The organism is Bacteroides nordii (assembly GCF_019930665.1).
GTDB lineage: Bacteria > Bacteroidota > Bacteroidia > Bacteroidales > Bacteroidaceae > Bacteroides > Bacteroides nordii.
The window spans coordinates 5,082,952-5,098,141 of record NZ_CP082886.1 but is presented as its reverse complement, the minus strand read 5'-3'; the positions used below and the strand labels follow the sequence as shown (position 1 = coordinate 5,098,141).

Here is a 15,190-nt window from a genome sequence, read left to right as displayed (position 1 = left end):
AACTTCAATCGTAAATCGTAAATCGTCTAATCGTCCAATCATCCCACGCTTCCCTCCAACGAGATCGTCAGCAATTTTTGCGCTTCAACGGCAAATTCCATCGGAAGTTTGTTCAATACTTCTTTGGCATATCCGTTTACAATAAGTCCGATAGCATCTTCGGTTGGGATACCCCGCTGGTTACAATAGAATATCTGGTCTTCACTGATCTTGCTGGTAGTAGCTTCGTGTTCTACCACAGCCGTCTCGTTATGAATATCCATGTAAGGGAAAGTATGTGCACCACATTTATCACCGAGCAAGAGTGAATCACACTGGCTATAGTTACGTGCATTATCAGCTCTTTCAGAAACACGTACCAGACCCCGGTAGGAGTTTTCGCTCTTTCCGGCAGAAATACCTTTACTTACAATCGTACTACGGGTATTCTTACCGAGATGTATCATCTTTGTACCCGTATCCGCCTGCTGATAGTTGTTCGTTACAGCTACAGAATAGAATTCCGCTGTAGAGTTATCGCCGGTAAGAATACAGGAAGGATATTTCCATGTAATGGCCGAACCGGTTTCTACCTGCGTCCACGACAGTTTACTATCTACTCCTTTACAATTACCACGTTTCGTCACAAAGTTATAAACGCCCCCTTTGCCGTTAGCATCACCGGGATACCAGTTCTGAACAGTAGAGTATTTCACTTCGGCACGATCATGTACCATAATTTCCACAATAGCAGCATGCAATTGGTTTTCATCACGCATCGGTGCTGTACAACCTTCCAGATAGGAAACATACGAATCATCATCCGCCACAATCAGTGTACGTTCAAACTGCCCTGTATTCGCCGCATTAATGCGGAAGTATGTCGATAACTCCATCGGACAACGTACGCCTTTCGGTATATAAACAAATGATCCGTCAGAGAACACTGCAGAGTTCAGCGCAGCAAAGAAGTTATCACGATAACCTACTACCGATCCTAAATACTTCTTTACCAGATCGGGATGTTCACGCACTGCTTCACTGAAAGAGCAGAATATAATCCCTTTCTCCATCAGCGTTTCTTTAAATGTTGTCTTTACTGAGACGGAGTCCATTACAGCGTCCACAGCCATTCCACTCAACGCCATCTGTTCTTCCAACGGAATACCTAACTTATTGAATGTCTTTATCAACTCCGGATCTACCTCATCCATACTTTTCGGTCCTTCTTTCTTCTTGGTAGGATCGGCATAATATGAGATAGCCTGATAATCTATCTCAGGAATACGGAGATGCGCCCAAGTAGGCATCTCCAATGTCAACCAGTGGCGATACGCCTTCAAACGAAACTCCAGCAACCATTCCGGCTCGCCCTTCTTTGACGAGATAAGGCGAATGACATCTTCATTAAGTCCTTTCTCAATGATATCTGTATGCACCTCCGTAGTGAAGCCATATTTATACTTCTCCTGCGTGAGTTCCTTTACATATTTATTGGGTTCTTCTTGTTGCATTATTTATTGAGTATATATTGTTGTGTCACTTCTTTTGCCGCAGGAAAGAATATTCCCGCAAACTTAGCCATAGGATAATATAACACTGATTCCTCCTTCTTTGTTTTATCAATCAAGGTGTTATCTGCATCGATAAATTCTATCACACAAATTACCAGACTGGTAAGCAACAGAAACTTCAACGCCCCCAGTCCACTGCCAAGCCAGCGATTCAGCCAGCCCAAGGAAACAGCTTCCATTGCTTTTGTCAGCAGAGATGCCACCAAAGTAAAGATCAATGGCACGGCAATCCAAATGATAATGAAGGATAATATTTGTGCCACCGTCATTGAGTCTGTCACAGTAGGACAAAGTTTCTCAGCAAGAGAAGCGTACAACGCTTTTGCTGCCAACAATCCCACTATCAACCCCAATATGGAAGCAAGCTGCCGGATAAAGCCTTTCATAAAGCCTGTCACCACACCTGCACCAACGATAACCAAAATTATTATATCGATCATATATAAAGAGGGTTATAGAGTTATAGAGTTATAAAGTTGTAGAGTTATAGGAACTCAGTGATAATAAGTTATCAAAAAGAAAAAGGTGGTAAGGTGGCCATTACCACATTACCACCCTATAACTTTATAACGTTATAACTCTATAACCTATCCATTACAGCGTTTGTTTTACTTCTACTTCTTCGTAGGTTTCGATCATATCACCCATCTTGATGTCATTATAGTTCACCAGGCTGATACCGCACTCGAAGTTTGTACCTACCTCCTTCACGTCATCTTTGAAACGTTTCAGCGCATTAATTGCACCCGAGAAGATAACAATACCGTCGCGGATAAGACGCGCTTTGTCGCTGCGTTTCACCTTTCCGGTCTTTACTACCGCACCGGCAACCGTACCAACTTTCGTAATGTTGAATACTTCGCGAACCTCGATAGTAGAAGTTACCACTTCTTTCACTTCCGGTGCCAACATACCTTCCATAGCAGCCTTCACCTCTTCGATAGCGTCATAAATCACTGAATACTTACGGATATCGACACCTTCTTTTTCTGCCATTCTCTCAGCTGAACCTGAAGGACGTACCTGGAAACCGATAATAATAGCATCTGAAGCAGCTGCCAGAGAAACATCCGATTCGGAAATCTGTCCCACACCTTTGTGGATTACATTTACCTGGATTTGCGGAGTAGAAAGTTTAATCAATGAATCGCTCAAAGCTTCTACCGAACCGTCTACGTCACCCTTCACGATGATGTTCAATTCCTGGAAGTTACCCAATGCAATACGACGACCCAACTCATCCAATGTAAGAATCTTCTGTGTACGCAAGCCCTGTTCACGTTGCAACTGTTCACGTTTATTAGTAATTTCACGTGCTTCCTGATCCGTCTCTACAACATGGAATGTATCACCTGCAGCAGGTGCACCATTCAATCCTAAGATCAATGCCGGTTCGGAAGGACCTGCTTGCTTGATACGCTGATTACGTTCATTAAACATCGCTTTGACACGACCGTAGCTGGTTCCCGCCAACACGATATCACCTACTTTCAGTGTACCATTGGATACCAGTACTGTAGCCACATAACCACGTCCTTTATCCAAAGTAGATTCAATAATAGAACCTGTTGCATTACGGTTCGGATTGGCTTTCAACTCAAGCATTTCGGCTTCAAGCAATACCTTTTCCATCAATTCACTTACACCCATACCCTTCTTGGCAGAGATATCCTGTGATTGATACTTACCACCCCATTCTTCAACCAGGAAGTTCATGGCAGCCAGTTCTTCTTTTATCTTATCGGGATTAGCCGTGGGCTTATCCACCTTATTGATTGCAAATACAATAGGTACCCCGGCAGCCATCGCATGATTGATGGCTTCCTTTGTCTGTGGCATCACATTGTCATCAGCAGCTACAATAATAATAGCAATATCTGTTACCTTAGCACCACGGGCACGCATCGCAGTAAACGCCTCATGTCCCGGAGTATCCAGGAAGGTGATCTTACGTCCATCTTCCATACTAACGTGGTAAGCACCGATATGCTGTGTAATACCTCCGGCCTCACCGGCAATTACATTCGCCTTACGGATATAGTCAAGCAATGAAGTCTTACCGTGGTCAACGTGTCCCATTACAGTAACAATCGGTGCACGCGGTTCAAGATCTTCCTCTGCATCTTCTTCCTCTACAATGGCCTGAGCAACCTCAGCACTTACATATTCTGTTTTGAAACCGAATTCTTCGGCTACCAGGTTAATTGTTTCCGCATCCAGTCGCTGATTGATAGAAACCATCATACCAATGCTCATACAAGTTGCGATAACCTGGTTAACAGATACATCCATCATGCTTGCCAACTCATTGGCAGTCACAAATTCTGTTATTTTCAGCACTCTGCTGTCTTCCATTTCCTGGTTTTCCAATTCCTGCATACGGCTGGAAACCATTTCACGTTTCTCTTTACGATATTTGGAAGCCTTATTTTTTCCTTTTGTAGTCAGACGAGCTAAAGTCTCTTTTACCTGCTTAGCTACATCTTCCTCGCTCACTTCCTGTTTTACAACCGGTTTCTTGAAACGATCCTTATTATTATTGTTGCGGTTGCGGTTTTGTCCGCCACCACCTTGCCCCGCAGGCTTCTGACTATTGGGAGTAGGATGTGCAAAATTGGAAGCAACGTTATTAACGTCTACTTTCTCCTTATTAATACGGATACGCTTCTTCTTTGCATTTGCATCGGCATTCTCCTTCGGAGCAGATTTAGCTACCTTATTGTCATCCTTACGGATTTCCTTGATAATAGCATCCTTGATCTGTTTCCTCTGATCCTGACGAACTTTTTCCTTTTCTTCCCGTTCTTTCCGTTTTTCCTCTTTCGATTTCTTTTTGGGTCGGGTTGACTGGTTCAATGCAGCCAGGTCTATCTGACCGATTACATTAATCTTAGACACAAACTCCGGTTGGCGGATTTTAAAGACGTCATCGTCTTTCTTTTCAGACTCAGCAGCCTCCGAAACAACAGGTTTCGATTCTACCTTTTCTTCTTTTATTTCAGGAGCAGCTTCCACTTTCTGTTCTTCTTTTTTCACTTCTTCCACTACTTTCTCTTCCACTACCGGTTTTGGCTGTTCTACAACTACAGGCTGTGCTTCTTTCACCGGTTCCGGTTTTGAAACAGGTACAACCACCTCTTCCTTTTTTGCCTCTACGACCACAGGTTTCACCACTTCCTCCACTTTCTTCTCTTCCACTACAGGAGCAGGAGCCGGCTTGGGAGCTTCAGGTTTAGTCTGCGGCTGAACTTCCGTTTGAGGTTGCGGCTTAGTCTCACTCGCTGCCTCTTTGTCAGTTTTCCGGTTGAATTTATTTAAATCTATTTTTCCGACAGGTTTAAACTTCGGGCGTGCATCTTCAGGAACAACTGTCTTAATAACATCGTCCGTTTTAGGTTTTTCCGGTTGTTTCTCGTAACCATCAATAGCTACTGATGCTTTGTTACGATCTTTATTCTGACGTTCCTGGATAAAACGCTCTGATTCAATCCGAAGATTTTTATCTGTACTAAACTCCTTCACGAGTATAGCATATTGTTCCTCGGTAATTTTTGTATTTGGGTTTGCCTCAACGGTGTACCCTTTCTTTTGTAGAAACTCAACTACCGTTGCAATTCCTACATTCAAATCTCTTGTTACTTTGTTTAACCTTATCGTCATACTTTAAATTAAAAGAATAATGGAATGAGAAGATATTTACGATTTCACGATTGACGATTAGACGATTTAAGTTCCTTTCATCTACAACCTACAATATAGAGTAGCTCCAATCGTAAATCGTAAATAGCCTAATCGTAAATGAAATTATTCATTGTCTTCAAACTCCGATTTCAAAATACGTAATACCTCGTCCACTGTTTCTTCTTCCAGATCCGTCTTTTCAATCAACATTTCGCGAGGTGCAGTCAATACAGCTTTAGCCGTATCGATACCGATGGCTTTAATAGCATCAATTACCCAACTGTCGATTTCATCTTTGAACTCGTCCAGATAGATATCTTCATCCTGCGCGCTTTCATCCAATTCACGGAACACATCAATAGTGTACTCAGTTAACATACTGGCAAGTTTGATATTCAAACCGCCTTTACCAATAGCCAGCGAAACCTCTTCCGGACGGAGGAAAACCTCGGCTTTACGCTCTTCTTCGTTCAATCGGATAGAAGAGATCTTTGCCGGACTCAGTGCACGCTGAATAAACAAAGAGATATTTGACGTATAGTTAATCACATCAATATTCTCGTTGCGAAGCTCACGAACGATGCCATGGATACGACTTCCCTTTACACCTACACAGGCTCCTACAGGGTCGATTCTATCATCATAAGATTCTACCGCAATCTTAGCACGTTCACCGGGAATACGGGCAATCTTCTTGATAGTAATCAGGCCATCGTTAATTTCAGGTACTTCCATTTCAAACAGACGCTGTAGGAAAACGGGAGATGTACGTGAAAGAATAATCTTCGGATTATTATTTTTGTTATCTACGCGGGCCACCACTGCACGCGCAGTCTCTCCTTTACGGTAGAAATCTGCCGGGATCTGCTCTGTTTTAGGCAATAACAGTTCATTTCCTTCATCGTCAAGCAGCAGCATTTCTTTCTTCCAGATCTGATATACTTCTGCGTTAATGATCGTACCTACTTTATCTATATATTTATTGTAAATACTATCTTTCTCAAGCTCAAGAATTTTAGAAGCTAATGTCTGACGAAGGTTGAGAATAGCACGACGACCGAACTTTGCAAAAATAACTTCGTCAGTTACTTCTTCTCCGACTTCGTAAGAAGCATCGATCTTCTGTGCTTCTGTCAACGAAATCTGCATATTCGGATTTGTCAAATCTTCGTCTGCCACTACCTCACGGTTACGCCATATTTCAAAGTCACCCTTATCCGGGTTTACAATTACGTCGTAATTTTCATCAGTGCCAAACATTTTCGCGATCACACTCCGGAACGACTCTTCGAGCACGCTTACCATCGTTGTTCTATCGATATTTTTCAGTTCCTTAAATTCCGAAAATGTATCAATCAAGCTGATTGTTTCTTCTTTCTTGGCCATATTATTTAAAACTAATTAAGTATTTAGTGTATTTTATCTCATCATAACGGAAGGTTTCATCCTCTTCCATAAGTTTGGGACGTTTTGCTCCATCAAGCTTCACTTTCTTCTGCACAGTCACTACAAACTTCTCTTCATCGGCTTCTTTCAGCACTCCTGCCAGTTTTTTACCACTTTTGGTCAATACTTCCACTTCACTGCCGATATGATTATAGTACTGCTGTACTACCTTGAATGGCTGTCCGATTCCAGCCGAGCCAACTTCCAGCTCATAATCCTCCTCTTCACGGTTTAATTTAGATTCGATGAAGCGACTCAGCTCCACACAATCTTCAATCCAAACTCCTTCTGCATGGTCTATTTCAACCACAATCTTGTCATCAGGGCTTACAGTTACTTCTACCAGAAAGTAGTCTTTTCCTTCCAGCCACTCTTCAACAATCTGACAAACAGTTTTCTTTTCTATCATTGATTAGCTATATAAGAACAAAAAAAGGAGCTTAATCGCCCCTCCACCTTTCATCCGTTTCGGGTGCAAAGATATAAATAATCTATTCGACTACAAAATATTAGAGAAAAAAAGTTTAATATAACACCAGACGCAAAGGTAACTACTCTTTATACCACTAAAAGAGAAGTCAAACAGATATTGATTTGGTAAAAAAAGAGTAGCTATCTACCTGCAACGGAATTTATTCGGATCTGAATAGAAACGAGCAAAACTCACCACAGAGTAGCACAGAGTTCCACAGAGTAGTATTTATCTGATAAAACGCGGATTAACACAGATGAACGCAAATTAAAAGACTGTAGTTCTTTATCATACATTTGTTTCCCTTTGCGAGAATCTGCGATCATCTGCCTTTCAATAAAGATTTAAACTCTGTGGAACTCCGTGTTACTCTGTGGTGAAATACATTCAAATCCGTACAATAACGAAGATTATGGCCCTATCTTTTCGATAGCGGAAGTATCCATAGACGGCATCGTTACCCTTGTCCGGTGTTGTACTTTGTCTTTCTCAGAAAGAAACGTTCCTTTCCCCGGTGAGCTGCATTGTTTTACATGTACATGTTTCACTGCTCCACATGCACATGTCGTACTGTCCCACATGTGCATGTCGTACTGCTTTACATGTACATCTAAAACAACGTTACACACCGAGGCTTCATACGTTACTCTACGAGAGAGGGCTTTATCAATACCGGAGAAAGAGATTGATGGCGATGACAAACACCATTAAGCGCAAAACTGAATTTATTTACTATTAGACGATGTACGATTGGGAGTACTATTTATCTGATGAATCCCCGTGTGGGAAACACTCAGTGATAAACCTCCGGAGTAGTGAGCGTACCATCTTCCCCGATCAACTGAAATCCACGTTTGTTCCAGTAACGATGATAACCACCGATGTTACTATTGATATAGATAAGTTCAAATGAGTGAATTCCTTTCTTCAAAGCAACTGACTTCCGGCTTACTGAATGTCGTATCAGCTTCCCGCTATTATTTATTATTCTCTCCCCATCTATCTTCAGTTGATCCATCTCGGAAGAGATATAATAGACGCCGTCAGCAGGAACCTCGAAACAGCCTTTATAAAGAAAAGCACCGTTAGCCTCGGGGGGTACATCCAGATGAAATCCCGGAACGATGATTGGTTGTTCCCAATTCACATCAACTAAGTCTGTAACATAATAATACTTACCGGAGATGCGTTGCAGTTCTACTCCTGCTGCCAATTCTCTGCGAAGAGCAGGCCTCATTTTCTCTTTCCGGACATCTATGATTCTTGTCCGGCTCAGTTTTCCGGACGGAAGCATGGTAGCTATCCTCAGCGTCGTATTTTTCATAAATACAAGAGGGGTGGTATATAGAGTGGATTGTGCTGTAGGCATCGTTCCGTCAACGGTATAAACCATGGGTAAATTGCGGCTGTTATGAAAGGTCAGGGTTGTTTTATCAACAAATGCTACATAATCGGCCTGTGGTCCTTCGGGCAATGGGATATGATAATTAATATGATGGGCATCCAGGCGCCTCAACTGATTGTCCAAACGCTGCACAAAGGAAGTATAATCCTTATTCTCTTTTTGCGTCCAGGTTAATTCTGCCATAGCCAGCATACGCGGATAAAGAAGATATTCCGTATGCTCGGCAGTCGGAGAGTATTCTGTCCATAAATTGGCCTGCGCACCCAATATGTGGTGAGACTTCTCCCAGGAAATCCCTGCTGCTACCGGTTCATATTTATATGCCTTCTCGAGCGAAATACCAAAACTGATGGTGATAGGTTCTACCTCCGGCGCCCCCTGTCCGGCATCATAATAAGCAAAATTCAAAGGAGTCATAATAACATCATGCCCCATGTTGGCAGCAGTGATTCCACCCTCCTCCCCCGTCCACGACATGACAGTAGCAGATGCAGCAAGTCCTCCTTCAAGTATTTCATCCCAGCCAATCATTGCCCTGCCATGTCTCAACAGGATTTTCTCGATACGATGAACAAAATAACTCTGCAGTTCGTGTTCATCCTTCAGCCCCTCTTCTTTCATACGGTGCTGGCATTTGCGACAAACTTCCCAATGAATCTTCGGGCATTCATCTCCACCGATGTGAAAGTATTTTCCGGGAAATAGAGGAACGACTTCACCTATCACATCTTCCAGAAAATTGAATACACGGTCGTTTCCGGCACAATATACGTTATCTTCCACCCCCCACTGGTTTCTCAACCGGAAAGGGCCTTCGATGCAGGATAGTTCCGGATAAGCTGTAATCGCCGCGAGAGCATGCCCAGGAAGTTCTATTTCCGGGATAACGGTGATTTTCTTCTCAGCAGCATAGGCCACTACTTCCCTGATCTGGTCTTGTGTATAGAAACCACGATTCACACTTCCGTCTACATTGTGCCGGATGGATCCTATCTCTGTCAGTAAAGGGTATTTTTTTATTTCAATAGTCCAAAGGTGGTCATCGGTAAGATGCCAGTGAAAGTAGTTCATTTTAAACATAGCCATGATGTCCAACTGCTTCTTTACGAAATCGACATCAAGAAAGTGCCGACATACGTCCAACATCATACCACGATAGGCAAAACGGGGTTCATCTTTTACAGAAACGCAGGGAAGAGTCCATGCCACATTGTCCACAGCAACCGCCTCTTCTATTTCAGGGGGAAGGAGTTGCATCACTGTCTGCATGCCGTAAAACACCCCTCTATCGCTCTTCCCGGTTACTGTGATCTGCCCGGGCATCACTTCCAATACATACCCCTCCTCATTGAGAGGCAGTTGGTTATCGATTGATAATATAATGCTGTTTTCGGTAGCAATCGTATTTACAGGTAGTTCATATCCTGTAGAGCGCTTTATTTGGGCTCCAAAATATCCGGCAATATCTTTCAAGTCAGCAGTCTGAACCACAAAAGAGGTCTGTGGAGTAATCATAAACTCTCCCTGCCGTACATGCACTTCCTGAGGATAAGGTGTGATAGTGATTGGTCTGTTGCCCGTTGCAAAAGCTGACACCACGCCAACGGTTGCCAATAAGTTTAGAAAGAATCGTTTCATAAATAGTATCAGTTGTTTTAATATTTATCCGTTTCCAGCCATTACCTGTCTTCACCGTACGCCAGTTTTACATTAATGTCCGTATGATGATTCACAGGTACAGTCTGTTTTAAGTACCCTTTCCCGGAGAATATCAGGATATCATCCGATGCAGCTTGTATTTCATACTCTCCCTTCTTATTTGTTTTCCCAATCTCCTTTTTCTGTCCGACAGACCAAATAGAAACGTTCGCTACCAAAGTAGCCTGTATATCTCTCACAATTCCCCGAACGGTCCTCATCTTTCCCGTCCCCACAGGTTTGCTTTGAGTTGCAGTTTCATCTCCTGAATCCTTCTTCACACTGTCACCTATCCTTATCGTTTGTTTCAACAGGATATTATCAGAAGAGTTACCCAACTGAATCTCAAACTCACCGGGTTCAACCAACCGCTGCCCGGCTTCATTTGTCAGGGCAAGTTCTGCAACCGGGAAACGTAACAAAACCGTCCTCTGTTCTCCCGGCTGCAGTTCCACCTTCGCAAATGCTTTCAGTTGTTTTATAGGGGTAACAACCGAGCTGACAAGATCACGCACATAAAGCTGAACGACCTCTTGTCCGGCCCTTTTGCCTGTGTTAAGTATTTCTGCTTTGACAAAAACCGAATCTTCCCTTACCGATACCTGCATATCCTTCATAGAAAAAGAAGTATAGCTCAATCCGTATCCGAAAGCCCATAAAGAAGCAGGAGAAGAGAATACATAATCCCGGCCCGGCTTCTGATAACTCCCCGGTTTTTTATAGAACCCTTTATCAGAAGGCAAATAATTATAATAAGCCGGAAGATGTCCTACACTCTGCGGGAACGAGAAAGTCAATTTCCCGGAAGGGTTTACCTTGCCGAAAAGAACGTCTGCAATAGAGTTACCCGCCTGCTCGCCTGCGTACCACTGTACAAGGATAGCCGACACATGTTCCTTCTCCCAGGCGATAGTGAAAGGTTTCCCACTTACCAATACCAGTACTACAGGTTTTCCGGTTGCATAAACAGCCTTTATCAACTCTCCCTGTGCTCCGGTAAGATTAAGATCATGCAAATCGAACCCTTCACCGCAGTTGGTATTGCTATAATCTCTTGCCAAAGATGCACTCGAACTGCCACAGAACACCAGAGCGACCTCACTTTTCTGTGCTGCTGCCACAGCTTCGGGGATCAATGAAGTATCTTCGGACATCATACTGCATCCCGGAGCATAGTGAATGGCTACTTTACTTCCCAACAGCTTCTGTAATCCTGCCAATGGAGTAACTCCATCCTTATTATCCCGGCTCCAGGTATAATCACCAAACTGTACCTGCGCAGCATTCGGCCCTATCACAGCAATTGAATGCAGTTTGTCAGCATCCAGCGGCAACAGTCCATTCTCATTCTTCAATAATACAACAGACTCATCTGCTATTTTACGGGACAACGCAATACTCGCGGCAGAGTGCATCGCCGTCTTCTTTATCTTTTCACCAAAAGGGTCTTCAAAGAGTCCCTGTTTAAATTTAGCAGCCAGCACACGACGTACGGATTCATCCAGTATCTTTTCGTCAAACTCCCCTTGCTCAATAAGTTGCTTCAGGTACGGATAACATTCACTGGAAGCCTCTACATCGAGTCCGGCAGAAAGCGCTTGTACTGCACAATCGGCAGGGGTGGCAGCCGTATGATGAAAGTTCTGCAACATCTCGATCGCCCCCCAGTCAGAATAAACGTATCCTTTGAACCCCCATTGTTTCCGCAAAACGTCGGTCAACAAGTAGGCAGAAGCCGAATTAGGAACATGATTCCAGGAGTTATAGGTAGACATAACTGCCTGTACCGGCAACTGAGTAATAACCATCTCGAAAGGTTTCAGGTAGATATCATGCAAATCCCTCAAGCCACTCTCCACAGAAGCAAGATTCAAACCGCCTAAAGGGTTACCATGTGCTCCGAAATGTTTCAGCATAGGAGAGATACCGTTATCCAAATACCCACGTGTCTCTGCCAAAGCCAATGTCCCGCAGAGGAAAGGGTCTTCTCCGTAGGACTCTTCAACCCTTCCCCAACGCAAATCCCGTACCACATCGATACAAGGGGCAAGAACCTGACACACCCCCTGGGCATGAAGATCAGAGGAAGTCAGAGCCGCCTTCTGATAGGCAAGCGCCGGATTGAATGTACTTCCCAATGCTATGTTCTGAGGAAAAATGGTAGAGCCCTCATGAGCGGATCCGTGCAAGGACTCGGCCACGGTAAATACAGGTATTCCCAAGCGAGTATTCTTTATCATATACTCCTGGATCACCCGCATATTTTTCCGGCAGTTTTCACCGGTCAGCGGAAAACCTTCCACAAAGCCCCAACCTATATCACCTACAAAAGTGGCGAGCTTATTCTCATCGAGTTCCTGTCCGTTGAATATATTCCAGGAATGTATGTGGCGTATCTGGGCTATCTTTTCTTCAAGTGTCATGCGTTGCAGCAAATCCTCCACCCTGTCTTGTACAGGCAATGCGCTATTCTTATAAGGAAGTTGTTGTGCCACCCCTAATCCTTGCTGAGACAGCAACAGGAGCAATGAAAGTACTAATTTATTCAACCGTTTGTTCATGGTATGTCTTTTTATATATTTTGGTAACTGTATTGCCACATTCTTTTCCCTGCGGCATGTCAATTGTGATTCTATCTTCTCCTATTCTCAGAGTAATACTCTGTAAATCAGCTCTCATCATAGCATCAGTCACTGATATCTTAGTGCCCTTCGCATCCTGTTCCATCAATACAACACAAGGTTCGGAAGCCGAGATTTCAGTATTACCAACCGTTACAGCTACATCGGCCTGATAAAAGACAAGCCCCGTAAGCATATGATCCACCGTCGAAACGGCTTGCGTTAGCGTATCATTTCTCCATACGGTAAAAGGCAATTCATAAGCAGGAGTCCCTTCACCGCAATAAACAACGTATCCATATTTACCATCTTTTACCTCCCGGCCCTGATCAATCCAAAGACGGAAGACAGCAGCACTATCCGGCAAATTCACTTTACCTTTATTGCTCAGGTTTCTTTTCAGCCATTCGTTAGGAAGGGTCTCTATTGAATAAAAGGCATCCGAAGAATAGGGTGGCAATACCGTATAGGCAAATCCTCCCTGCTGCATGATCCATCCCGGCCTTCCATCCCGGCACAAAGTACCCGCAGCCGAAGTCACCGGAGTGACGGACTTCCCATCAAACAAACACACTTCTCCCTGATGGGCTGTTTGTTCAATCGATGTCCGGATCGTACCTTCCAGTTCAGGAGACAGGTTGGTTACACCGGCTCCTAAAGCAACCAGATAATCTCCCATTATAAACCAGGATTTATAGGCTTTCACTCCGGAGGCCGACGAATTACTCTCTTTCACCGGTTTCTCTTTTGCTTCGGCATCCATTTTTTCGAAGATAAAACCTGCCACCGCATTCTCTCCCCCGCTCGTAGCACCTCCGGCAAAGTTGTGTTTACTGCAAAATCCTCTCCAGTTAGTCACAGGGGCCAGTTTATCCATGCCTTCCCGTGCGGTAATACCTGGCATGGCAGTCAAATCCATAGCACCTATTATTCTACGGTATTCATCTCCCCGACGTTGAAAAAAGGTAAGTCCGTCATTGGTGAAAATATTAAACTCATCCGCAAAGTTACTCGCACTTTCCAGTCCGTCACAACGGAAAGAGGCCATATTAATAAGAATGTGGTACTCTTTATTCTTCTTAATCAGATCATCATTGTTGAAAAACCAGCGAGATCCGTGATACATACCGTCCGGATAATTATCCATACGGATATCTTCCCGCCCTGCCTCGTCAATCAGTTGTTTCAATTCTTCCAACTCGGCCGAAGTAAAAGCGTCTGCATAGTCCTCCACCGTTCGTTTCAGCATTTCATAATAAGGAACGGGCTGATGCCTGCCCTCATAATATACCATCGAATACCGGTCGAGACACGGAGGAATGTATCCTTTGTAATGATAAAAGTTACTTCCCCGGTAGAAATGGAGTAGCGCTTCCGCATTCTCTCTGCTTAATGTCTGAGCCCAGGGAGTATGCTTCAACACTTTCAGAATATTCAAGGCACTGGATGCACCGTGAATAGGATATCCCCATACCAGACATTGCTTACCATGCCCCCATCCGGCACCATCGGCTGTGAATCCTTCATTCCAGAAAGCCTCTTCATAATTGGTCTGAGACACATTGCTCAAACTCTTTTTCGCAACTTCCGCCACAACGTCCACCATCGGAATAGAGTCCATCAGCACAGCCGTCTCCAACAGAGGACGGTAAGCCAGTGCATTTCCTCCTACCCACCACACATGATGACGGAAACGAGGAATGCTGACCACATTCCTGTCCGTTTCATCATTGCGCAACGGCTGTGTCCACGATTGCATAGCAAGGTATTTGAGCATCCGGTTCGCCTCTCTCTCCAAAGAAGAACCTTTTCCGTCCTTTTCTGCTTGCTCCATTGCCTCTATCAACAGATAATAAATACCGCAGGCCGCCTGAGGAATGGCAAAGCAGGAAGCATGGAACCGATCATTCGGCCGGCGGTTCTGTTCGATAGTACCATATCTGACAATCGCTTTCCAATACTTATCAGGAATCTCTTTCCCACCCTTCTGACGATAATAAGCGGCAACCGATTTCAAACGGTTCATCGCCTCGGTAAGGTACAGTCCCATGTGTTGTTGTTCGTCAAAACTGATACTTTCGAGCAGCTTCCGTGTTCCTATCTCTCTTTCATAAGCAATCATGTCCGTAAACTGCCCGTCACGATTCAACAGGCTGATATATTTTTCACAATCAGCTTTATTACAGGTACCATTCACATTTGCCACATAATACTCCCTAAGCATCCGCATAGCTTCCTTCTTCGACGGTTGTGCAAAGACACCGTAAGAAAGCAAAATCAAAATCGCAAATAGATGTGTTCTCCTCATATATCA

The 15,190-nt window shown here is 43.9% G+C and carries 8 protein-coding genes; all 8 read right to left on the bottom strand.

What is annotated here, in order from left to right:
* Positions 1-38 precede the first annotated feature (38 nt).
* The 8 genes from sufB to K8P02_RS19625 all read right to left on the bottom strand — a co-directional run bounded on the left by sufB (position 39) and on the right by K8P02_RS19625 (position 15,184).
* The gene (gene sufB / locus K8P02_RS19660) at positions 39-1,493 is read right to left on the bottom strand and encodes a Fe-S cluster assembly protein SufB (RefSeq protein ID WP_002558744.1); all 1,455 of its coding nucleotides are present in this window, start codon (positions 1,491-1,493) and stop codon (positions 39-41) included.
* Positions 1,493-1,993, bottom strand: coding sequence for a CvpA family protein (locus K8P02_RS19655; protein WP_025866611.1), 501 nt, complete (start codon positions 1,991-1,993; stop codon positions 1,493-1,495). The genes sufB and K8P02_RS19655 overlap by 1 nt, the downstream gene beginning before the upstream one ends.
* 154 nt (positions 1,994-2,147) lie before the next feature.
* Positions 2,148-5,213, bottom strand: a complete 3,066-nt coding sequence (gene infB, locus K8P02_RS19650; RefSeq protein ID WP_007483410.1) for a translation initiation factor IF-2 — start codon at positions 5,211-5,213, stop codon at positions 2,148-2,150.
* A gap of 144 nt (positions 5,214-5,357) precedes the next feature.
* Positions 5,358-6,620: a transcription termination factor NusA gene (nusA, locus tag K8P02_RS19645; RefSeq protein WP_002558741.1), complete on the bottom strand. Its 1,263-nt coding sequence runs from the start codon at positions 6,618-6,620 to the stop codon at positions 5,358-5,360.
* A gap of 1 nt (position 6,621) precedes the next feature.
* On the bottom strand, positions 6,622-7,089 hold the full coding sequence (rimP, locus tag K8P02_RS19640) for a ribosome assembly cofactor RimP (RefSeq protein WP_002558740.1): 468 nt from the start codon (positions 7,087-7,089) through the stop codon (positions 6,622-6,624).
* Positions 7,090-7,945: 856 nt separating this feature from the next.
* On the bottom strand, positions 7,946-10,195 hold the full coding sequence (locus tag K8P02_RS19635; protein ID WP_025866610.1) for a beta-N-acetylhexosaminidase: 2,250 nt from the start codon (positions 10,193-10,195) through the stop codon (positions 7,946-7,948).
* A 41-nt stretch (positions 10,196-10,236) separates the two neighbouring features.
* A complete protein-coding gene (locus K8P02_RS19630) occupies positions 10,237-12,816 on the bottom strand; it encodes a glycoside hydrolase family 3 N-terminal domain-containing protein (RefSeq protein WP_223381731.1) in 2,580 nt (859 codons plus the stop codon).
* Positions 12,797-15,184 carry a polysaccharide lyase family 8 super-sandwich domain-containing protein gene (locus tag K8P02_RS19625; protein WP_025866609.1) on the bottom strand — a complete coding sequence of 796 codons (2,388 nt, stop codon included), beginning with the start codon at positions 15,182-15,184 and terminating at the stop codon, positions 12,797-12,799. The genes K8P02_RS19630 and K8P02_RS19625 overlap by 20 nt, the downstream gene beginning before the upstream one ends.
* Positions 15,185-15,190: the final 6 nt, after the last annotated feature.

Excerpts from the sequence above, each read along its gene's own strand:
- sufB (WP_002558744.1), bottom strand. The coding sequence starts at position 1,493 with ATGCAACAAGAAGAACCCAATAAATATGTAAAGGAACTCACGCAGGAG.
- K8P02_RS19655 (WP_025866611.1), bottom strand. The coding sequence starts at position 1,993 with ATGATCGATATAATAATTTTGGTTATCGTTGGTGCAGGTGTGGTGACA.
- infB (WP_007483410.1), bottom strand. The coding sequence starts at position 5,213 with ATGACGATAAGGTTAAACAAAGTAACAAGAGATTTGAATGTAGGAATT.
- nusA (WP_002558741.1), bottom strand. The coding sequence starts at position 6,620 with ATGGCCAAGAAAGAAGAAACAATCAGCTTGATTGATACATTTTCGGAA.
- rimP (WP_002558740.1), bottom strand. The coding sequence starts at position 7,089 with ATGATAGAAAAGAAAACTGTTTGTCAGATTGTTGAAGAGTGGCTGGAA.
- K8P02_RS19635 (WP_025866610.1), bottom strand. The coding sequence starts at position 10,195 with ATGAAACGATTCTTTCTAAACTTATTGGCAACCGTTGGCGTGGTGTCA.
- K8P02_RS19630 (WP_223381731.1), bottom strand. The coding sequence starts at position 12,816 with ATGAACAAACGGTTGAATAAATTAGTACTTTCATTGCTCCTGTTGCTG.
- K8P02_RS19625 (WP_025866609.1), bottom strand. The coding sequence starts at position 15,184 with ATGAGGAGAACACATCTATTTGCGATTTTGATTTTGCTTTCTTACGGT.